The organism is Streptomyces phaeofaciens (assembly GCF_014648915.1).
Classification (GTDB): domain Bacteria; phylum Actinomycetota; class Actinomycetes; order Streptomycetales; family Streptomycetaceae; genus Streptomyces; species Streptomyces phaeofaciens.
The window spans coordinates 246,000-267,349 of the sequence record NZ_BMSA01000008.1 but is presented as its reverse complement, the minus strand read 5'-3'; the positions used below and the strand labels follow the sequence as shown (position 1 = coordinate 267,349).

The window sequence follows — 21,350 nt, the reverse complement described above, 5'->3', positions numbered from 1 at the left end:
CCGACGCTCAGGAGACTCCCCGTGAACAAGGACCTGTACGAACTCGGCGACGCCCCCGAACTCGGCACGGCACCCCGGCGGATGTACGCCTCGCTCATCCGCCAGGAGCGCTACGGGGAGCCGATCGGCGCCTTCCGCACCGAGGTGGTGGACGTGCCGCCGCTGCTGCCGGGCCAGGTCCTGATCAAGGTGATGGCGGCCGGCGTCAACTACAACAACGTGTGGGCGGCGCTCGGTACACCACTCGACGTGATCGCCGCCCGGCAGAAGCAGGGCGCCACGGAGGACTTCCACATCGGCGGCTCCGACCTGTCCGGCATCGTCTGGGCCGTCGGCGAGGGCGCGCGCGGAGTGCAGCCCGGTGACGAGGTGACCGTCCTCGCCTGCCGCTGGGACGAGTCGGCCGAGGACATCCGCCTGGGCGCCGACCCGGTCACCTCCTCCTCGCTGCGGGTCTGGGGCTACGAGGAGAACTACGGCTCCTTCGCCCAGTTCGCGGTCGTCGACGACTACATGGTCCACCCCAAGCCGGCCCGCCTGAACTGGGCCGAGGCGGCCTGCTACATGGCGACGGCGGCCACCGCCTACCGGCAGCTGTTCGGCTGGCAGCCGCACACCGTACGGCCCGGCGACCCCGTCCTGATCTGGGGCGGCGCGGGCGGCCTGGGCAGCATCGCCATCCAGCTCGTCAAGCACGCCGGCGGCATCCCGATCGCCGTCGTCTCCAGCGAGGAACGCGGCGAGTTCTGCATGCGGCTCGGCGCCAAGGGATGGATCGACCGCCGGGAGTTCGACCACTGGGGCCGGCTGCCGCACACCGACGACGAGGCCGCCATGAGCGCCTGGCTGTCCGGTGCCCGTGCCTTCGGCCGCCGCTACTGGGAGGTGCTCGGCGAGCGCCGCGCGCCGAGCATCGTACTGGAGCACTCCGGCGCCGACACCATCCCGACCTCGATCTACATGGTCGACAACGCGGGCATGGTCGTCATCTGCGGCGGCACGACCGGCTACAACGGCGATGTCGACCTGCGGTTCCTGTGGATGCGCCAGAAGCGGCTCCAGGGCTCGCACGTGGCGAGCCGGCGGGAGGCCCGTGAGGTGACCCGGCTGATCGACCAGGGTGCGATCGACCCGTGCCTGTCACGGACCTTCGGCTTCGAGGAGATCGGCCTGGCCCACCAGCTGCTCCACGAGAACCGGCATCCGGCGGGCAACATGGCCGTCCTGGTCAACGCGGGCGCATGAACGAAGGGGAGGGGCCGGCGACCTCGCGTCGCCGGCCCCTCCCCGGGTACCCGTCGTGGACCGCCGCGCCCTAGCCGGTCTCCGCCCGGAGCAGCTTCTTGATGATCTTCCCGGCGGGGTTGCGCGGCACCTGCTCGATGAACTCGATGTTCCGGGGCCGCTTGTACGGGGCGAGACGCTCGCCCAGGTGCGCGAGCAGAGCGCGGGCGTCGGTGCCCTCGGGGGCCACCACGTACGCCAGCGGCACCTCGCCGTAGTCCTCGTCCGGGATGCCGACGACTGCCGCGTCCCGGACCGCCGGATGGGTCATCAGGGCGCGTTCGATCTCCGACGGGTAGACGTTCTGCCCGGCCCGGATGATCAGGTCCTTGCTGCGGTCGACCAGGTGGATCCGGCCCTCCTCGTCGATGAACCCGAGATCCCCGGTGCGCACCCAGCCGTCGTCGGTCACCTCCTCGGTGGCCGCCGGATCGTTCCAGTAGCCCTGCATCAGACCCGGGCCGCGCACCACGATCTCCCCGACCTCGCCCCGGGCGGCCTCCCGGCCGTCCTTGCCGAGCGATCGCGCGGACATGCCCGGGATCACCCGGCCGCACGGGATGCGGGCGCTGACGTCACCGGGCGCCGGATGCTCGTCCGGGCCGAGGGTGACGAACGGGCCGCCGACCTCCGTCATGCCGTACACCTGCCGGAAGCCGCAGCCCAGGCGGTCCACCGCGTCGGCGTACACGTCGAGGGGCATCGGCGCGGCGCCGTAGAGGATCTCGCGCAGCGAGGACAGGTCGGTGCGGTGCGAGGCCTTCGCCTGGAGCAGGAACCGCAGCATCTGCGGCACCAGCCAGACATGGGTGGCCCGGTGCCGCTCCACGGCGGCCAGCGCCCGCTGCGGGGTGAAGCCGGGCATCAGGACGACGGTGGCCCCGGCCGCCAGATAGGTGAGGGAGACGACCATGCTGCCGTGGTAGAGGGGGCAGCAGTTGACCATCACGATGTCGTCGTCGGGCCGGGCGACGGCCAGCCAGCCCAGCCCGATCGCCCGGAACGACCCCTCGTCGACGGTGACACCCTTGGCCTGCCCGGTGGTCGCCGAGGTGTGCAGGACGGCGACCGGGTCGGTGTCCGGGACGCCGGGCAGCGCGCGGGGCGCGGCGACCGAGCCGAGCGCGGCGAACACGGGCTTGTCGAGCGCCACCCGGATCCGCACACAGGCGGGCAGCTCGGTGTGCCGGTCCAGCAGGGCGGACTCGCCGAGCACCGCGACCGCGCCGACCCGCTCGATGATCCCGGCCACCTCCGGCAGGGCGAGGCTGTGATTGAGCGGGACGAACACCGCGCCGAGCCGGGCCAGGGCGAAGTAGCTCTCCAGCACCTCGATCCGGTCCAGGGAGAGGACCGCGACCCGGTCGCCGCGCTCGATGCCCAGTTCGGCCAGACCCAGGGCGAGTTCGGTGGTGCGCGCGTCGAACTCCGCCCAGGTGACCGAGCGTTGCTCGTCGACGAGGGCCAACCGGTCCGGGAAGCACTGCCGGTTGCGCTCCAGCAGCTGGGTCAGCCACATCACGCGCCGCCCGACACACCGCCGGCGGCGCGCTCGGCGACGAACCGCTCGTAGTCGCCGATCGTACGGAGCTTCTCCATGTCCTCGGCGGTGATCTCCACGCCCGTCCGCTGTTCGACCAGCAGCACCAGCCGCACCAGGTCACCGGAGTCGATACCGCTGCCCGCCAGGTCGACCTCGTCGCCGATGGTCTGCGCGTACTCGACCGTGCCGGTGAGTTCGACCAGCAACTCCCTGATGGAGCTCATGTCTTCCCCTTCGATCTCGTCCTGCGTGTCATCAGGGGAAGAGAGGCCCGCGGAGCCCCGCACTCCCCGGACATGCGGGTGACATGTGTCACGCGCACCGACCGCGGGCGGCCGGGATAGCGGGCCGGGTCCACCGCCTCTTGTATCGGTGAAAGCCCCCGGGGAGGTCCGTCCCGGGGACGGACCGAGGCGAGGGAGTGATGGTGGACACGGCCGAGGCGATCGTTCAGGCGGCCGGCGGCGCGGCGGACGGGGAGGCCGCGCCGGACGAGGAGGCCGCCGCCCTCGCCGCGCACTTCGAGGCGCTCCTGCGGGCGGGCGAGACCGTCGAACCGCGTGACTGGATGCCCGACGGCTACCGCCGCATGCTGGTCCGGCAGATTGCCCAGCACGCCCACTCCGAGATCATCGGCATGCAGCCGGAGGGCGGCTGGCTCACCCGGGCACCCTCCCTGCACCGCAAGTCCGTGCTCCTCGCGAAGGTCCAGGACGAGGCCGGCCACGGCCTGTACCTGTACGCCGCCGCCGAGACCCTCGGCGTCGACCGCGCCGACCTGCTGGACGCCCTCCACCGGGGCCAGCAGCGCTACGCCGCGACCTTCAACCATCCGGCGCTGACCTGGGCCGACACCGGCGCCATCGCCTGGCTCACGGACGGCGCGGCCGTCATCAACCAGGCCCCGCTGACCCGGACGTCGTACGGGCCCTACGCCCGTGCGATGCGGCGGGTCTGCCAGGAGGAGGCCTTCCACGTCCGGCAGGGATACGACCTGATGAAGGCCCTGTGCGAGGGCACCCCCGCGCAGCGGGAGATGGCGCAGGACGCCGTCGACCGCTGGTGGCTGCCCGCCGTGGCCCTGATGTTCGGCCCGCCCGACACGCTCGCCGGCGGCGCCGACGCGCGCACGGCCGCCCTCGGCGCGCGGGTCTCCGCGCAGGCCATCGCCTGGGGCATCAAGCGGCACACCAACGACGAACTGCGCCAGCGTTTCGTCGACCACTGCGTCCCCCAGGCGCGCGGTCTCGGCCTGACCCTCCCCGACCCCGGCATCCGCTGGAACGAGGAACGCGGCCACTACGACTTCGGGCCCATCGACTGGGAGAGCTACCGGGGCGCACTCGCCGACGACTCCCACACCGCCCGCCGGCGCGTCGCCCACCGGGTCGCCGCGCACGAGGACGGTGCCTGGGTCCGGGAGGCCGCCGCCGCGTACGCCGCCCGCGAGGACGCCCCGGAGGCCGCGCTGTGAGCCGGGAGACGGAGGGTGTGACGGCGTCCTGGGAGGTGTTCCTGCGGCCCCGCCGCGGCCTGTCCCACCAGCACGTCGGCTCCGTACGGGCCGGCGACGCGGACATGGCGCTGGAGCACGCCCGCGACCTGTACACCCGGCGGGGCGAACCGCTGTCGCTGTGGGTGGTGCGCTCTGCCGACGTGCACGCCGCGTCCCCCACCGAACGCGACCCGTTCTTCAGCAACGCCCACCACAAGCCGTACCGCTACCCCGAGCACTTCACCCCGCTGACCGGGGGAGGCGACCACGATGACGACGACTGAGACGCACGGCGCCCGGGAAGCGCGGGGCGACACGGCAGGGTTCGCCCTGCTCGCCGCCCGGCTCGGCGACGACGCCCTCGTCCTCGGCCAGCGCCTGTGCCAGTGGATCACCCGGGCCCCGACGATCGAGGAGGACCTGGCCCTGTCGAACATCGCCCTCGATCTGATCGGCCACGCCCGCGCCCTGCTCGCCCTGAGCGGCACCCTTGACGGCACCGGCCGCACCGAGGACGACCTCGCCTACGGCCGAGGCGACCGGGAGTTCCGCAACACCCTGCTCACCGCGCTGCCCAACGGGGACTTCGCGGTGACCGTCGCCCGGCAGCTCGCCTACAGCCACTACGCCGTCCTCTACTACGAGGCGCTCGCCGGCAGCGCGGAACCGGGGCTGGCCGCGTGCGCCGCGCGGGCCGCCACCGAGGTCGACTACCACCGGCGGCACGCCGACGGCTGGACCGTACGCCTCGGCCTCGGCACCGCCGAGAGCGGGCGGCGTATGCAGGCCGCCCTGGACCGGGTGTGGCCGTACACGGCCGAGCTGTTCGACGAGGACGACCTGGTGGCCCGGCTGGCCGGGACCGGGGCCGCCGCGTCGCCCGGACCGCTGCGTCCGGTGTGGCGGGAGCGGGTGCACGCGGTGGTGGAGCGCGCCGGACTGGCCGTGCCCGCCCCGCGCTGGGAGGCGCGCGGCGGCCGGCAGGGCCTGCACGGCGAGGAGTTCGCGCCACTGATCGCCGAACTCCAGTCGGTGCACCGGCAGTTCCCGGGAGGTACCTGGTGACCGGCCCCGCCCGCACCGGCGCGCAGCCGCTCACGGCCGACGAGGTGCGCGCCCGGGTGCACGCCCTCCCCGACCCCGAGCTGCCGTTCGTCACCCTCGGCGAACTCGGCGTGGTCCGGGGCGTGTTCCTCGCTCCCGACGGCCGGATGGAGGTCGAGTTCACCCCCACCTTCCTCGGCTGCCCCGCCCTGTCCGAGATCACCGCCGCCGTCGCCGGGACGCTCGCGGAGTGCGGGCACCCGGACGGCAGGGTCCGCCAGGTGCTCACCCCGGCCTGGAGCACGGACCGGATCACCCCCTCCGGGCGGCGCGCGCTCGCCGAGCACGGCATCGCCCCGCCCGGCCCGACCACCGCCCCGAGGCCCGTCCGGATCGGCCTCGGCGCCCCCTGCCCGAACTGCGGCAGCCGGGCCACCCGCCCGCACTCGCCGTTCGGGCCGACCCGGTGCCAGTCGGTGCTGGTGTGCACGTCCTGCCGCGAGACGTTCCCCTACCTGGCCACGGTGTGAGGCGCGCCACCATGAACACGACCACCCCGACCACCCCGACCACCCCGACCACCCCGGCCGTATCGGCCGCATCGGCGGTTCCCGTGACCGCGGCCCGCCGTACCGGCTGGCACCGGCTCACCGTCGCGCACAAGGAGCCGCTGACCGAGGACGCCGTCGCCGTCACGCTGGTCGTCCCGCCGGACCTCGCCGCCACCTTCGCCGCCGCCCCGGGCCGGCATGTCGTCGTACGCCACCGGCCGCCCGGCCGCGAACTGCGCCGCACCTACTCGGTGTGCCCGCCGCCCGGTGACCCCGGCGCCCTGCGCCTGGTGATCCAGCGCAACACCCCCGACGGCTTCGGCGCTCACGCCCGCACCGCCCTGGAGGCCGGGGACACCCTCGAACTCGCTCCGCCCGCAGGGACGTTCGCCCTGCCGGCGATCCCCGGCGCCCATCACGTCCTGATCGCCGGCGGCAGCGGCATCACCCCGCTGGCCGCCCTGGCCGCCGCGGCCCTGCGCGACGACCCCGGCTGCCGGGTCTCCCTGGTCCACGCCGCCCGCACGGCGGGCACGGCCCTGCTCGCCGACGAACTCGCCGAACTCAAGGACGCGTTCGTCGACCGCTTCACCGCCCTGTACGTCCTCTCGCGCGAGCGCCGCGAGAGCGACCTGTTCACCGGTCGCGTCGACGCCGACCGCCTGCGCCGTCTGCTCGCCCTCCTCGGCGCCCGCCCCGACCGCTCCACCACGTTCGCGCTGTGCGGACCGTGGGGCCTGGTCGAGACCGCGCGCACGACCCTCACCGCCTGGGGCGCGCCCCCCGAGAACATCCGCCGGGAACTCTTCTCCGCCGACGGCGCGCCCCCCGAACCGGACCCCGCCACGACCGCCACCCCCGCCGGATCCGCCGGGTCCGCCCGGCCCGGCCGGGTCCGCGCGGTGATCGGCGGCCGGACCACCGCCGTGACGATGGCCCCCGACGACCACGTGGTGCTGGACGCCGTGCTGCGGGCCCGCCCGGACGCCCCGTACGCCTGCCGCGACGGCGTCTGCGGCAGCTGCCGGGCACTCGTCGTGTCCGGCGAGGTGACCCTGGGCCGTCAGCACGCCCTCGACCCGCGGGACCTGGCGGCCGGCTACACCCTCGCCTGCCGCGCCCGGCCCGCCGGCGACGACCTCACGCTCGACTTCGACGCGTGAAGGGCTCGTCGCCCGAACGCACTTCGAACGACCCCCAAAGCCCCCAAAGCCCCCAAAGCCGCCCGAGAACCGTCCGGCGGCCGCCCGAAAGGACACGCACTTGACCACCACCGGACGACACCAGGACAGGACCGCCCTGGTCACGGGCGGCAGCCGCGGCATCGGCCGGGCCGTCGCCGGACGCCTCGCCCGCGAGGGCGCGCTGGTCGCCGTGCACTACGGGCACGACCACACCGCCGCCGAGCGCACGGTCAAGGAGATCGAGGCGGACGGCGGCCGAGCCTTCGCGATCCACGCCGAACTGGGCGTCCCCGGCGACGCCGCCACCCTCTGGGACGCCTTCGACCGCGCCCTGGCCGCCCGCGACGCGGCGCCCGGCGTGGACATCGTCGTCAACAACGCGGGCATCACCCTGCCCAGGCCGATCGAGCACGTCACCGAGGAGGACTACGACCGCGTCTTCGCGATCAACACCAAGGCGCCGTACTTCATCCTCCAGCAGGCCCTCGGGCGGATCCGGGACGGCGGACGGATCATCACCGTCTCCTCCGGCGCCACCAGGATCGCCTACCCGGCGATCGCCACGTACACGATGACCAAGGCCGCCCTGGACAGCCTCACCCTCTCGCTGGCCCTCCAGCTCGGCCCGCGCGGCATCACCGTGAACTCGGTCGCGCCCGGCTTCACCGAGACCGAGATCAACCCCACCCTGCAGAACCCGCAGATCCGCCAGGCGCTCGCCGCGGCCTCGGTGTTCAACCGGCTCGGCGCCCCCGCGGACATCGCCGACGTGGTGTCCTTCGTCGCGAGCGACGAGGCCCGCTGGGTGACGGGCCAGTGGATCGACGCCACCGGAGGCGTCCACCTCGGCCTGTGAGCCCCGCCCCACCGGCGCGCGCACCACCCCCGCCGCGCCCCGCCCACCCCCCAGAGCGGAAGCCCCAAGGAGCCATCCATGAACGACGGCACGTCCGCGCTCGCGGATCTGTCACCGGACGACCCGCTGGTCCAGCCGTTTCCCGGCGTGAGCCCCTACGACGACTATGTGCACGCCTCGGTCCTCAACTCCCTCCAGCAGCCGCTCACCGAGGCCGCCGACGAGATGGGCTTCCTCGTCACCACCCAGGTGATGGAACTCTGGTTCACCCTGATCGTCCACGAATGGCGCACCGCCCGGGACGCCTTCGCCAAGGACGACCTGGACGCCGCCACGGACGCCCTGGTGCGCAGCCGGCGCGCGGTGGGTGCCCTCGTCGACTCCTGGCAGCCCATCGCTGCCCTGACGCCCCTTCAGTTCAACGGATTCCGGGCCGCGTTCGGCCAGGCCTCCGGCTTCCAGTCCGCGATGTACCGGCACATGGAGTTCCTGCTCGGCGAGAAGTCCGCGACGCTGGTCCGCGCCCATCAGGGCGATACGAGGGTCCACGAGGCGCTGCGCGACGCCCACCGGGAACCCTCGCTCTACGACGAGGTGCTGGCGTATCTGTACCGCCAGGGCCTGCCCGTGCCGGAACACGTCCGGGAGCGGGACGTCACCCTGCCCTACGAGGCCGATCCCGGAGTCACCGAGGCCTGGCGGCACGTGTACACCGGCCCGCAGCACCATCCGCTGCTCGCGCTCGGCGAACTCCTCACGGACATCGCCGAACGGGTCACCCGCTGGCGCTTCGACCACGTCATGGTGGTGCGGCGCGCCATGGGCGCCAAGACCGGCAGCGCGGGTTCCTCGGGGGTGGACTTCCTCCGGGCGCGCGCGGACCGGCTGGTCTTCCCCGAACTGTGGGCGGTCCGCGGTGACATCTAGGGAGATCTCGGCGTTCGCCGCCGAGGAGGAGAAGCGCGTCCTGTCGCTGCGGCCGGTCCTGGCCCCCGTCCACGGCCGGTACGGCGACCATCCGCACCAGGTCTACGACGCGTGGCCCGCCGAGGACCCGGCCGCCCCGCTGGTGATCCTGCTGCACGGCGGCTACTGGCGCTACGACCGGATGCACCTCACCCCGTTCGCCGCCCACCTCGCGCAGCAGGGCTTCTCGGTGCTGCTGCCCGGCTTCCGCAGGTCCGGGGGCGCCGGCGGGTACCCCGAGACCTTCGACGACATCGCCCGGATCGTCGACACCCTGCCCCAGGGGCGCCCGTACGTGCTGGCCGGGCACTGCTCGGGCGGTCATCTCGCGCTGTGGTGCGCGGCCCGCTCCCTGCTGCCGCCCGAATCCCCCTGGCACACCGCAAAGTTGCCTCCGGCCGTTCTCGCGCTCGCCCCGCTGACCGATCTCGACGCCACCCGCCGGGACCGCCTCAGCGGTGATGCCGCACTGCAACTCCTGGGCGGACCCGCGGAGTTCGACGAACGGCTGCCGTTCGTCGATCCGCTCACCCTGCTCAAGGAGGCGGGCACGACCGGGGTTCGTACCGTGCTGCTGCACGGCGAGGCCGACGAGGAGGTCCCGCTCACCCAGTTCGCGGACTACGCCGCCGTGCACCGGGACCTGGAGACCGTCGTCCTGCCCGGCACCGGCCACTACACACTGATCGAGCCCGGCGCCCCGGCCGCGCGGGCCGTCGCCGACACCCTGCGCCGTCTGTCCGTACCCCGGGCCGGGGACGGCGGCCCCGCACCGGAGGAGTCCCCCCGACCGTGACCACCGCACCACCCTCCCACACCGAACTCGCCGCCAGAGCAGCCGCATTGGATGCCGAGGCGCCCCTCGCGGACACCCGCGGCCGGTTCCTGCTGCCCGAGAACGTCGTGTACCTCGACGGCAACTCGCTCGGCCCGCTGCCCGCCGCCGTCCCGCCCGTCCTCGACGACGTCCTGCACCGGCAGTGGGGCACCGACCTCATCGCCTCCTGGAACACCCACGCCTGGTGGGAGGCCCCCGTCCGGGTCGGCGACACCGTCGGCCGGATCGTCGGCGCCGCCCCGGGGCAGACCCTCGTCGGCGACTCGACCAGCGTGCAGCTGTACAACGCCCTCGGCGCCGCCGCCGCCCTGCGCCCCGGCCGCCCCCTGCTGGTCACCGACCCCGACCACTTTCCCACCGACCGGTACCTCACCGACTCGGTGGCCGCCCGGACCGGTCTGGAGGTGCGCCGGGTACGGCCCGCCGACCTCCACGGCCTGCTCGCCGCCGAGGGCGACCGGGTCGCCGTGGTCGGCTACTCGCCCGTCGACTACCGCACCGGTGAACTCCACGACATCGCCGCCCTGACCGGGGCCGCGCACGAGGCCGGCGCGCTCGTCCTGTGGGACCTGTGCCACGCGGCCGGGGCGATGCCCGTCCGGCTGGACGCGCTCGGCGTGGACTTCGCCGTCGGCTGCGGCTACAAGTTCCTCAACGGCGGACCGGGCGCCCCCGCCTTCCTCTATGTCGCCGAACGGCACCACGAGCACTGGAGTCCCGCCCTGACCGGCTGGACCGGCCACGCCGACCCGTTCGGGCTGCACGACACCTACACCCCGGCCCCCGGGATCGCGCGGGGCCGCATCGGCACACCCCCGATGCTCTCCCTGCTCTGCCTCGAAGCCGCGCTCACCGTCTTCGACGACCTCGACCTGGAGCAGGTCCGCGCCAGGAGCCTGTCCCTGACCGGCTTCCTGCTGCGCTGCGCCGGCACCCTGCTGGACGGCCTGGGCTTCGAGCCGGTCACCCCGGCCGACCCCGAACGCCGGGGCAGCCAGGTGTCGTTGCGGCACCCGCACGCCTACGGCCTGGTCCGCGCGCTGGCCGCGCGCGGGATCGTCGGCGACATGCGCGCCCCCGACCTGCTGCGCTTCGGCGTCAACGCCCTCTACCTCTCGCACGCGGACGTCCTTCGGGCGGTGACCTGTCTGCGGGAGATCGTGACGACGGGCGCGTACGACGCGGCGCCCGAGCGCGGTGCGGTGACCTGAGACGGCACGGCCGCGGCCGTGCCGTCCCCGGGGCCCGCTCAGCCCTCGATGCGGTGGGTGGTCCAGAACGACGTCAGGTCCGTGGTCGTGGCGGCCTGCGCGGCCGCCTTGAACTCGGCCGTGGTCGAGACGCCGTACCAGTGGGCCGTGGCGTAGTCCTTCAGCAGCTTGGTCATGGCGGTCTCGCCGATCAGCCGCCGCAGGTCGTGCAGGGCGCACTTGCCGTAGCCGTAGACGACGGTGGAGTACCGGGAGGAGTGGGTGTCCCAGTAGGCCATCGAGTTGGTGATCTTCTCGGCCGACGAGGCCCAGGAGACGCTGCTCCAGCAGCCGGTGCCGGTCTTGCCGAGCGCGAGGTCGGTGGCGTAGTCGGTGAACGACTCGTCCAGCCAGGGGCTGGTGTACTCGTCGTCGCCGACGATGCCGTACCACCACTGGTGGCCGATCTCATGGGTGAGCGCGGTCGTGCTGACCAGGTCGAGGACGAAGCCCGGGTACTCCATGCCGCCGAACCAGAAGTTGTTGTCGATCACGGCGTCCAGCTCGCCGTACGGGTAGGCGCCGAACCGGGCGGCGTGCGCGTCGACGGCGGTCCGGGCGGTGGTCAGCATCGACTGGGCGTTGGCGGCGCTGATGCCGGAGACGGAGTAGACGTTGACCGGGGTGCCGGCGGCCGAGGTGCCGGAGATCTTGCTGAACGGCCCGGCGGCCCAGGCGAAGTCGCGGACCTGGGTCGCGGTCGCGGTGGTGACCGTGCGCCCGCTGGTGCCGGGGGTGTCCACCGAGGTGCCGGTGGCCGGGACGAGCAGGGTGCTGGGGTGGTCGAGGGTCACCCGGAAGTCGGCGGCCAGCGAGTAGAACGACTCGCCGTTGTTGGTGTACGGGTCCAGGTGCCAGCCCGCGCCGTCCTTCACCGCCAGGACGGGCAGCGCGTTCCCGATGAAGCTGAACGCCCCGTCGTAGCCGAACCGGTCGGCGCCGCTGGGTACGGAGATGCCCAGGTCGAAGCCGATCGTGGCGCTCTGCCCCTGTGCGAGGGGGGTGGACAGGGTGATCGGCAGTGCCGTGCAGCCGACCGAGAGCGCGCCCGCGGTGCCGCCGGTGACATTGCCGACCGTGATCGGCGTGGTGGAGCAGGTGCCGTGGTAGTTGTCCCACAGCCGCAGATAGACCTCGCCGAGCGGAGTGGCGGAGGCGTTGGTGAAGGTCGCGCTCTGGTGCCCGGTCCACACGGTCCCGGCGGTGTTGCTGGTGAGGCTGACGGTGTACGACGGGGAGATGGGCGTCCGGGTGGAGTCCGCGGGCGGGGTGGTGCCGTCGGCGGTGTTCAGCGCGATGTCGTCGAGGACGAAGCTCGACTGGAGGCTGGAGTCCTCGGTGCCGGTGAAGGCGAGGGCGACGGTCTGGCCGGCGAACGCGGACACGTCGAACGTCTTCTGGACGTATCCGGTGTTCTTGTCGAGGTTCGACCAGGTCGCGAGGGTCGTCGAGCCGATCTTGGCGGTGAGCTTGTCGTAGGCCGTGGAGGACGTGGTCTCGGCGGTGTCGATGTGCAGCCAGAAGGTGAGGGTGGCACTGGCGCAGCCGGACGGGACGGTCACGCTCTGCGAGAGCGTGTCGGTGTGGGTGCCGCCGGTGCCGTCCAGCCAGGCGTAGTAGCCGCCGCCGTGGGCGCTCTGGCCGGTGCGGTTGGTGACCACGCTCGTCGAGGACTGCGTCCAGGACGTGGCACCGCTCTCGAAGCCGCCGTTGGCGACCACCTGGGCCGGGGTGCAGGCGGCGTCCGGTGCGGCGGCCGCCGGGGTCGCGGGGAGGGAGAGGGTGGCGACGGCGGCGAGAGCGAGCGCGCTCGCGGCCAGGGCCTTGCGGGGGGTGGGTCTCACACGTGGCTCCTTTGCGGGGTGGGCCGAACGGAGAGCAGCGGTGTGCGACGGGTGAGGGAAGCCTGACATGTTTGACAAGTCCATGCCATAGAGGCAAGGCAAAGGAATCCCACAGAAAGCGGCTCCGGGAGGGCCACGGGCTCCCGCTCACATCCGCCCGCCGTCCGCTGTGCGCCGGGCTTAACCCCTGGTGGCCCGTTCGGGAGACACCTGCGTAATGCACACTTCGTACGGTCACCATGGCTCTCACCAGGCCGATCGTCAGAACGAAGGGAGCGCCCGTGGCCGTGCCGGACCCGCGGACCGACAGCGCGACGAAGGTGCGCACGGTCTGCTCGTACTGCGGTGTCGGCTGCGGCATGGTCCTCGACATCGGCCGCGGACCGGACGGACGCCGTACGGTCCTGAAGGCGTCCGGGGACAAGCAGCACCCCGCCAACCAGGGGCGGCTCTGCACCAAGGGCGCCACCACCGCCGACATGCTCGCCGCCCCCGGCCGGCTGTCCACCGCCCTCGTCCGCGCGGACCGGGGCGAGGAACCGGAGCCCGCCCCGGTGGACGCGGCGGTCGCCGAGACCGCCCGGCGGCTGCGGGCGATCGTCGACGAGCACGGCCCCGACGCGGTCGCCCTCTACGTCTCCGGCCAGATGAGCCTCGAAGCGCAGTACCTGGCGAACAAGCTGACCAAGGGCTATCTGCGCACCAACCAGATCGAGTCGAACTCCCGGCTGTGCATGGCGAGCGCGGGAACCGGCTACAAGCTGTCCCTGGGCGCCGACGGCCCGCCCGGTTCGTACGACGACCTCGACACGGCGGACGTCTTCTTCGTCATCGGCTCCAACATGGCCGACTGCCACCCCATCCTCTTCCTGCGGATGATGGACCGGGTGAAGGCGGGCGCGAAACTGATCGTCGTCGACCCGCGCCGCACCGCCACGGCGGCCAAGGCCGATCTGTTCCTCCAGGTCAGGCCCGGTACCGACCTCGCCCTCCTGAACGGCCTGCTGCACCTCCTGCACGAGGACGGCCACACCGACCCCGACTTCGTCGCCGCGTACACCGAGGGCTGGGAGGCGATGCCCGGCTTCCTCGCCGACTACCCGCCGGCCACCGTCGCGGAGCTGACCGGCATCCCCGAGGCCGACCTGCGCGAGGCCGCCCGGCTGATCGGCGAGGCGGGGGAGTGGACCAGCTGCTGGACCATGGGCCTCAACCAGTCCACCCACGGCACCTGGAACACCAACGCCCTGATCAACCTGCACCTCGCCACGGGCAAGATCTGCCGCCCCGGCAGCGGCCCGTTCTCCCTGACCGGCCAGCCCAACGCCATGGGCGGGCGCGAGATGGGGTACATGGGCCCCGGCCTGCCCGGCCAGCGCTCCGTGCTCGTCGACGCCGACCGCGCCCTCACCGAGGACGTCTGGGGGCTCGAGCCCGGCACGATCCGGGCCGACGGCGTCGGCAAGGGCACCGTCGAGATGTTCCGGAAGATGGCCGACGGCGAGATCAAGGCCTGCTGGATCATCTGCACCAACCCGGTCGCCTCCGTCGCCAACCGCAGGACGGTCATCGAGGGCCTGGAGGCCGCCGAGTTCGTCGTCGCCCAGGACGTCTTCGCCGACACCGAGACCAACGCCTACGCCGACGTCGTCCTGCCCGCCGCCCTGTGGACCGAGACCGAGGGCGTCCTGATCAACAGCGAACGCAACCTCACCCTCGCCCGCCCCGCCGCCGACCCGCCCGGCGAGGCCACCGCCGACTGGCGCCTGATCGCCGCCGTGGCCCGCGCGATGGGGTACGAGGACGGCTTCTCCTACGACTCGGCGGAGGAGATCTTCGAGGAGATCAAGCGCTTCCACAACCCGCAGACCGGCTACGACCTGCGGGGAGTCACCTACGACCGGCTCCGCGAGACCCCCGTGCAGTGGCCCGCCGCCACCGCCGGCGGCCCCGCCCGCAACCCGGTCCGCTACGCCGGCCCCGACGGCACGCTCACCTTCGCCACCGCGTCCGGCCGCGCCGTCTTCCACCCCCGCCCGCACCTCGCCCCCGCCGAGATGCCGGACGACGACTACCCGTTCGTCCTGAACACCGGCCGGCTCCAGCACCAGTGGCACACCCTGACCAAGACCGGCAGGGTCGCCAAGCTCAACAAGCTCGACCCCGGGCCGTTCGTCGAGGTCCACCCCGAGGACGCGGCAGCCCTCGGCGTCGCCGACGGCGACTCGGTCGAGGTCGCCTCCCGGCGCGGGCGCGCCGTGCTGCCCGCCGTGGTCACCGACCGGGTGCTGCCCGGCTCCTGCTTCGCGCCGTTCCACTGGAACGACCTCTTCGGCGAGTACCTCAGCGTCAACGCGGTGACCAGCGACGCCGTCGACCCGCTCTCCTTCCAGCCCGAGCTGAAGGTATGCGCGGTGTCCCTGACGAAAGTGTCCACACCGGTCAGCGTGCAGGCCCCGGCGGCCGTGACACCGGCCCCCGTCCTCGCGCCCACCGCCGTGCTGCCGTCCGCCGCCTCCGTCTTCGGGCTGGCGCCCGCCCCGCCGCCGGTCCTCACCGAGCGTGAGCGCCAGTACCTGGTCGGCTTCCTCGCGGGCATCCCGGCCGGTGCCCCCGGCGTCCCCGTCCTGCCCGCGGACGCGCCCTTCAGCCCCGAGCACGCCCTGTGGGTCAACGGCACCCTCGCCGGCATGTACTCCCGCACGGCCACGGCACCCGCGCACCCGCACGAGGACGCCCCCGGCCGCAGCGTGGTGATCCTGTGGGCCTCGCAGACCGGCAACGCCGAGGAGTTCGCCGCCACCACCGCCGCCCGGCTAGAGGCGGGCGGCCACGCGCCCTCCCTCGTCGCCATGGACGAGGCCGACCCCGCCACCCTGCCCTCCGACGCCGACCTGCTGCTGATCACCAGCACCTTCGGCGACGGCGACGCCCCCGACAACGGCGCCGGCTTCTGGGACGGCCTCACCGCCCTCGACACCGGCCGCCTCAGCGGCCGCCGCTATGCCGTCCTGGCCCTCGGCGATTCCTCCTACGACGACTTCTGCGGGCACGGCCGCCGCCTGGACGACCGGATGGACGAACTCGGAGCGGTCCGGCTGGCCCCGCGCACCGACTGCGAACCCGACTTCGAGCCGCAGGCGGAGGCCTGGCTGGACCAGGTGCTCACGGCGCTCAAGGAGGCGGCGGGGGCCGCTCCCTCGGCGGCCACGACGGTCACCGAGGCCGTCCCCGCCGCGGCTCCGGCCGCCGTCCCCGCCCGCCCCAAGCGCCCCGCCCCCGTCATCGCCCGCCTCACCGGCAACCGGCTGCTGAGCCTTCCGGGTTCCGGCAAGGAGGTCCGGCGCTTCACCTTCGACACCCGCGACAGCGAGACCCCGCTGACGTACGAGGCGGGCGACGCCCTCGGCGTGCGGCCGCTCAACTCCACGGCACTGGTGCAGGAGTGGCTGACCGTCACCGGACTCGACGCGCACGCACCGGTGCGGCTCGGCGCGACCGGCGAGCTCCCCCTCGGCGAGGCGCTGCTGCGCCACCTCGACATCACCCGGATCACCCCGGCCCTGCTCCGCTTCACCGCCGAGCGCGCCCGCGACCCGCGCGAGCTGCGCAAGCTGCTGCGCCCGGACAACAAGGGGGAGCTGGCGAAGTGGTCCTGGGGCCGGCAGGCCGTCGACGTGGTCGCCGAGTTCGGGATCCGGGCCGGTGCCCAGGAGTGGGCCGAGGTGCTGGGCCGGCTCCAGCCCCGCCTGTACTCCATATCCTCCAGCCCGCTGATCGACCCCCACCTCGTCTCCCTCACCGTCTCCGTGGTGCGCTACGAGAACCTGGCCGGCCGGCCCCGCCAGGGCGTCTGCTCGCCCTTCCTCGCGGACGCCGCCCCGGACACCGAGGTCGCCGTGCACGTCCAGCGCGCCCCGCAGTTCCGGCCGCCCGCCGACTCCGCCACGCCCATGGTGATGGTCGGACCCGGCACCGGCGTGGCACCCTTCGTCGGCTTCCTCCAGGAGCGCCGGGCCCGCGGGCACCGGGCGCCCAACTGGCTGTTCTTCGGCGAGCAGCGCAGGGCGACGGACTTCTACTACGAGGAGGAACTGGCCGCCCTGACGGCCGACGGCACCCTCGCCCGCCTGGACACCGCGTTCTCCCGCGACCAGCGCGCCAAGGTGTACGTGCAGGACCGGATGCGCGAGCACGGCTCCCAGCTGTGGTCCTGGCTCCAGGACGGCGCGCACTTCTACGTCTGCGGCGACGCCTCCCGCATGGCCAAGGACGTCGACCAGGCGCTGCGCGACGTCGCCGTCGTCCACGGCGGCCTCGGCGAGCCGGAGGCGGCGGCGTACGTCAAGCAGCTCGCCGCCGACAAGCGGTACGTGCGGGACGTGTACTGAGGGCGGCGGCGGACGGGGCCGCCGGGAGCCAAGTGGCGTTGCGCCGAAGTGAGTTGAAATTTGGCCATCACGGCGTGCCACTGTTCGGTTTATCAACACTATCCGACAAGATCTGACGCACCCTCCGTCCGTGCAGCCGCACGGTCCGCCCCGAGGAAGGTCGTGGTCATGTCGCACCCGCACGTGTCGTCCATGGACCGGCCGGACCGCCCCCAGCGGGTGGTCGTCAGCCGTCGTCGTCTCCTCGAAGGATCCGCCGCCGTCCTCGGCGCGCTCGCCCTGTCCGCACCCGCCGGCACCCACCGGGCCGCCGCGGCCGGCACCACCCCCGAGTGGAACGGCCACATCGACGTCTTCCGCCTCGGCACCGAGCCCGCGCACACCACCCTCATGCCGTACGGAACCCTCGCCCAGGCCCTCGCCGCCGACCGCACCCGCTCCCCGTACCGGCTGAGCCTCGACGGCATCTGGAGGTTCGCCCACGCCGACCGCCCGGACGACCGCGACGCCGACTTCCATCGCACCGACCTCGACGACAGCGGCTGGGACACCATCCCCGTCCCCTCCGCCTGGCAGCTGCACGGCCACGACCGCCCGATCTACATCAACATCACCTACCCGTGGTGGGGCGCCAACGGCCACGGCGAGGACGCGCAGCCGCCGGCCGCCCCCACCCGCTACAACCCCGTGGGCCAGTACCGCCGTACCTTCACCGTCCCGCGCGACTGGGACGGACGGCGGACCTTCCTGCACTTCGAAGGGGTCAAGTCCGCCCACTACGTATGGATCAACGGCCAGTTGGTCGGCTACCACGAGGACTCCTACGACCCGGCCGAGTACGACATCACCCCGCACCTCTCGCCGGGCACCAACCAGATCGCCGTCGAGGTCTACCGCTATTCCGACGGCGACTGGCTGGAGGACCAGGACATGATCCGGCTGAGCGGCATCTTCCGCTCGGTCTACCTGTACTCCACCCCGGCCGTCCATCTGCGCGACTTCCGGCTGGACACCCCGCTGAGCGACGACCACACGGCCGCCGCGCTCTCGGTCACCGCCAGCGTGCGGGACTACGGCGGCGAGGGCGCCGGCCGCTACACCGTCGAGACCCAGCTCCACGACGCCGACGGGCACCCGGTGTGGCCCAGACCGCTCACGCAGGCCGTCGCCCTCGGCGCGGGCGAGGAACAGACCGTCCGGGCCACCAGGGCCGTGCCCCGGCCACGCCTGTGGTCGGCCGAACACCCCGACCTGTACACCGCCGTGCTCCGGCTGCGCGACCCGGCCGGAAAGGTGATCGAGACCCTCTCCCACCGGGTCGGCCTGCGCGAGTTCGCGCTGCGGGACGGCCTGATGCGCATCAACGGCAAGCCGGTCTCCCTCCGGGGCACCAACCGCCACGAGATGCACCCGGTGCACGGATCGGCCCTCACCCGCGCCGACATGGTCAGGGACATCGAGATCATCAAACGGCTGAACATCAACACCGTCCGCACCTCGCACTACCCCAACAACCCGATCTGGCTCGAACTCGCCGACGAGTACGGCCTGTACCTCGTCGACGAGACCAACCTCGAGACCCACGGCATCCGCGGCCAGTACCCCGGCGACCACGCCGAGTGGACCACGGCGTGCGTCGCCCGCGCCCAGAACATGGTCCACCGCGACAAGAACCACGCCAGCGTCGTCATCTGGTCGCTCGGCAACGAGGCGGGCGGCGGCAGCACGTTCACCGCCATGTACGACTGGATCCGCTCCTACGACACCACCCGCGTCATCCAGTACGAGGGCGACGACCGCCCCGGCATCAGCGACATCCGCTCCGAGATGTACGACAGCCCCTCCCGCGTCGAGGCCCGCGCGAAGGACACGGCCGACACCCGCCCGTACGTGATGATCGAGTACTCCCACGGGATGGGGAACTCCAACGGCAACTTCAAGAAGTACTGGGACCTCGTCCGCCGCCACGACGTGCTCCAGGGCGGCTGGATCTGGGACTTCGTCGACCAGGCCCTCAGCTGGCCCACCCCGGCCCGCACGTTCCTCACCGAGACCGGGCCCGCCGCCCTGAGCGGCGAGATCATCGCCCCCGCCGGCACCTTCAGCCGGGACGAGGGCGTCCGGGGCGGCACCGTCTTCCCCCGCGACGAACGCCTCGACCTCACCGGCTCCCTCACCCTGGAGGCCTGGATCACCCCGGGCGCGACCGGCTACCACCAGCCGATCATCGCCAAGGGCGACACCCAGTACGCCCTCAAGCAGTCGGGCCGCACCCTGGAGTTCTTCATCCACGGCGGCGGCCAGTGGATCACCGCCACCTGGGCGCTCCCGGACGACTGGACCGGCCGCGAACACCATGTCGCGGGTGTCTTCGACGCGGACGCGGGCACCCTCACCCTGTACGTCGACGGCTCCGTACGCGCCACCCGGACCACCACCCGGCGCCCCAGCGGCAACACCGCGTCCCTCGCCCTCGCCACCGACGTCGACAACCCGACCCGCGAGTTCAGCGGCACCGTCCGCCGGGCCCGGGTCTACGCACGCTCCCTGACCGCCGCCGAACTGGCCTCCGACAGCCGGGGCGCGGGCGACGACGGCGTACGGTTCTGGTTCGACGCCGCCACCGCCGGCCACACCGAGAAGCGGCCCCGCGACGAGACGTTCCTGGCCTACGGCGGCGACTGGGGCGACAACCCCAACGACGGCGCCTTCTCCGGCGACGGCATCGTCACCGCCGACCGCGGCCTCACCGGCAAGTCCGCCGAGGTCAAGCAGATCTACCAGGCCGTCAACGCCGCACCCGCCGACGGCGACCGGCTCGCCCCCGGCGCGGCCGTCACCCTCACCAACGAGTACCTCTTCACCAACCTCCGCGCGTTCGACGGACACTGGGAACTCGTCGGCGACGGACAGGTGGTCCGGCGCGGCAGACTCAGCCGCGCACAGCTCGACGTGGCGCCGCTGTCGAGCAAGGACATCACCGTGCCCTTCCGGCTCCCGGGCGACCCGGCCCCCGGCGCCGAGTACTTCCTCCGGCTGTCCTTCACCACCCGCGAGTCCACGAAGTGGGCCGAGGCCGGCTTCGAGGTGGCCAAGCAGCAGCTCGCCGTCGACGCCGCGAGCCCCGCCGTCACCCCCGTGTCACCGGACGGTGTCCCGGCGCTCGCCCACACGGACACCGCCGACACGGTCACCGTCACCGGCCGGGGCTTCTCCGTCGCCGTCGACAAGCAGACCGGCGTCATCACCTCGTACCGGGCCGGTGGCGCCGAGCTGCTCTCCTTTGGCCCGGCCCCGAACTTCTGGCGGGCCCCCACCGACAACGACCGGGGCAACGGCCAGCACACCCGCAACCAGACCTGGCGCGACGCCGGCGCCCGCCGCACGGTGACCGGCGTGACCGTACGGGCGCTGAGCGACCGGGCCGTCGAGATCGGCGTCACCGGCACCCTGCCCACGACCACGGAGTCGACGTACACCACCACCTACACCGTCTTCGGGAACGCCGAGATCAAGGTCGACAACACCCTGCACCCGGGCGCGGCCTCGCTGCCGTACATCCCGGAGGTCGGCACCCTGCTGTTCCTGCCCGCCCGGCTGGAGAACCTGCGCTACTACGGCCGCGGCCCGGAGGAGAACCACTGGGACCGCAACAACGCCACCGACGTCGGCCTGTACTCCGGCACCGTCACCGGGCAGGGGACCTCCTACCTGCGCCCGCAGGAGAACGGCAACCGGACGGACGTCCGCTGGATCGCCCTCACCGGCCGCGACGGCACCGGCCTGCTCGTCTCCGGCGAAACGCTCCTGGAGGTCAACGCCTCGCACTTCACCCCCGAGGACCTGTCCGTCGGGGCCCGCCACGACTACCAGCTCACCCCGCGCCCCGAAGTCGTGCTGCGCGTCAGCCACCGTCAGATGGGCGTGGGCGGCGACAACAGCTGGGGCGCGCACACCCACGACGAGTACAAGCTGTTCGCCGACCGCGACTACGCCTACACCTACCGGCTGCGGCCGTTGCGGAACGTCGACGACGCGACGAGGGAGTCGCGACGGCCGACGGCGACGCCCGAGTAGCGGGCTCCGGCCGGCGGACAACCGTTT

General features: G+C 73.0%; 15 protein-coding genes. 12 read left to right on the top strand and 3 right to left on the bottom strand.

Annotation, left to right across the window (positions count from 1 at the left end):
- Positions 1–21: 21 nt before the first annotated feature.
- Positions 22–1,245, top strand: a complete 1,224-nt coding sequence (gene ccrA, locus IE275_RS16770; protein WP_189712097.1) for a crotonyl-CoA carboxylase/reductase — start codon at positions 22–24, stop codon at positions 1,243–1,245.
- A 70-nt stretch (positions 1,246–1,315) separates the two neighbouring features.
- Here the strand turns inward: ccrA and IE275_RS16765 are convergent, their stop codons facing one another.
- Both IE275_RS16765 and IE275_RS16760 read right to left on the bottom strand, forming a co-directional pair.
- Positions 1,316–2,803 carry a class I adenylate-forming enzyme family protein gene (locus IE275_RS16765; protein ID WP_189712096.1) on the bottom strand — a complete coding sequence of 496 codons (1,488 nt, stop codon included), beginning with the start codon at positions 2,801–2,803 and terminating at the stop codon, positions 1,316–1,318.
- Positions 2,803–3,051 carry an acyl carrier protein gene (locus IE275_RS16760; RefSeq protein ID WP_189712095.1) on the bottom strand — a complete coding sequence of 83 codons (249 nt, stop codon included), beginning with the start codon at positions 3,049–3,051 and terminating at the stop codon, positions 2,803–2,805. The genes IE275_RS16765 and IE275_RS16760 overlap by 1 nt, the downstream gene beginning before the upstream one ends.
- 200 nt (positions 3,052–3,251) lie before the next feature.
- Here IE275_RS16760 and paaA point away from each other — a divergent pair, with 200 nt between their 5' ends.
- From paaA to kynU, 9 genes are all read left to right on the top strand, one after another.
- Complete coding sequence (gene paaA, locus IE275_RS16755; RefSeq protein WP_189712094.1) at positions 3,252–4,301, top strand: 1,2-phenylacetyl-CoA epoxidase subunit PaaA; 1,050 nt, start codon at positions 3,252–3,254, stop codon at positions 4,299–4,301.
- Positions 4,298–4,606 carry a 1,2-phenylacetyl-CoA epoxidase subunit PaaB gene (gene paaB / locus IE275_RS16750; protein WP_189712093.1) on the top strand — a complete coding sequence of 103 codons (309 nt, stop codon included), beginning with the start codon at positions 4,298–4,300 and terminating at the stop codon, positions 4,604–4,606. The genes paaA and paaB overlap by 4 nt, the downstream gene beginning before the upstream one ends.
- Positions 4,593–5,387 carry a 1,2-phenylacetyl-CoA epoxidase subunit PaaC gene (gene paaC, locus IE275_RS16745; protein ID WP_189712092.1) on the top strand — a complete coding sequence of 265 codons (795 nt, stop codon included), beginning with the start codon at positions 4,593–4,595 and terminating at the stop codon, positions 5,385–5,387. Before paaB ends, paaC begins: the two co-directional genes overlap by 14 nt.
- The gene (gene paaD, locus IE275_RS16740; protein ID WP_229870274.1) at positions 5,384–5,896 is read left to right on the top strand and encodes a 1,2-phenylacetyl-CoA epoxidase subunit PaaD; all 513 of its coding nucleotides are present in this window, start codon (positions 5,384–5,386) and stop codon (positions 5,894–5,896) included. Before paaC ends, paaD begins: the two co-directional genes overlap by 4 nt.
- A gap of 11 nt (positions 5,897–5,907) precedes the next feature.
- On the top strand, positions 5,908–7,080 hold the full coding sequence (locus IE275_RS16735) for a 2Fe-2S iron-sulfur cluster-binding protein (protein WP_189712091.1): 1,173 nt from the start codon (positions 5,908–5,910) through the stop codon (positions 7,078–7,080).
- Between the two features lie 100 nt (positions 7,081–7,180).
- Positions 7,181–7,957, top strand: coding sequence for an SDR family oxidoreductase (locus IE275_RS16730; protein WP_189712090.1), 777 nt, complete (start codon positions 7,181–7,183; stop codon positions 7,955–7,957).
- A 78-nt stretch (positions 7,958–8,035) separates the two neighbouring features.
- A complete protein-coding gene (locus IE275_RS16725; protein ID WP_189712089.1) occupies positions 8,036–8,884 on the top strand; it encodes a tryptophan 2,3-dioxygenase in 849 nt (282 codons plus the stop codon).
- Positions 8,874–9,719, top strand: a complete 846-nt coding sequence (locus tag IE275_RS16720) for an alpha/beta hydrolase family protein (protein WP_189712088.1) — start codon at positions 8,874–8,876, stop codon at positions 9,717–9,719. Before IE275_RS16725 ends, IE275_RS16720 begins: the two co-directional genes overlap by 11 nt.
- Positions 9,716–10,972 (top strand): kynureninase, encoded by a 1,257-nt coding sequence (gene kynU, locus IE275_RS16715; RefSeq protein ID WP_189712087.1) that lies wholly within the window; start codon positions 9,716–9,718, stop codon positions 10,970–10,972. Before IE275_RS16720 ends, kynU begins: the two co-directional genes overlap by 4 nt.
- A 38-nt stretch (positions 10,973–11,010) precedes the next feature.
- On the opposite strand, the gene IE275_RS16710 is transcribed toward kynU, so the two are convergent.
- Positions 11,011–12,855: a M1 family aminopeptidase gene (locus tag IE275_RS16710; protein WP_189712086.1), complete on the bottom strand. Its 1,845-nt coding sequence runs from the start codon at positions 12,853–12,855 to the stop codon at positions 11,011–11,013.
- 281 nt (positions 12,856–13,136) lie between these two features.
- Here IE275_RS16710 and IE275_RS16705 point away from each other — a divergent pair, with 281 nt between their 5' ends.
- Both IE275_RS16705 and IE275_RS16700 read left to right on the top strand, forming a co-directional pair.
- The gene (locus IE275_RS16705; RefSeq protein ID WP_229870268.1) at positions 13,137–17,246 is read left to right on the top strand and encodes a bifunctional nitrate reductase/sulfite reductase flavoprotein subunit alpha; all 4,110 of its coding nucleotides are present in this window, start codon (positions 13,137–13,139) and stop codon (positions 17,244–17,246) included.
- Between the two features lie 168 nt (positions 17,247–17,414).
- Positions 17,415–21,323, top strand: coding sequence for a glycoside hydrolase family 2 TIM barrel-domain containing protein (locus IE275_RS16700; RefSeq protein WP_189712084.1), 3,909 nt, complete (start codon positions 17,415–17,417; stop codon positions 21,321–21,323).
- Positions 21,324–21,350 lie beyond the last annotated feature (27 nt).

Coding starts and splice junctions, on each gene's coding strand:
- IE275_RS16760 (WP_189712095.1), bottom strand. CDS start 3,051: ATGAGCTCCATCAGGGAGTTGCTGGTCGAACTCACCGGCACGGTCGAG.
- IE275_RS16765 (WP_189712096.1), bottom strand. CDS start 2,803: ATGTGGCTGACCCAGCTGCTGGAGCGCAACCGGCAGTGCTTCCCGGAC.
- paaA (WP_189712094.1), top strand. CDS start 3,252: ATGGTGGACACGGCCGAGGCGATCGTTCAGGCGGCCGGCGGCGCGGCG.
- IE275_RS16700 (WP_189712084.1), top strand. CDS start 17,415: ATGTCGCACCCGCACGTGTCGTCCATGGACCGGCCGGACCGCCCCCAG.
- paaC (WP_189712092.1), top strand. CDS start 4,593: ATGACGACGACTGAGACGCACGGCGCCCGGGAAGCGCGGGGCGACACG.
- IE275_RS16735 (WP_189712091.1), top strand. CDS start 5,908: ATGAACACGACCACCCCGACCACCCCGACCACCCCGACCACCCCGGCC.
- IE275_RS16725 (WP_189712089.1), top strand. CDS start 8,036: ATGAACGACGGCACGTCCGCGCTCGCGGATCTGTCACCGGACGACCCG.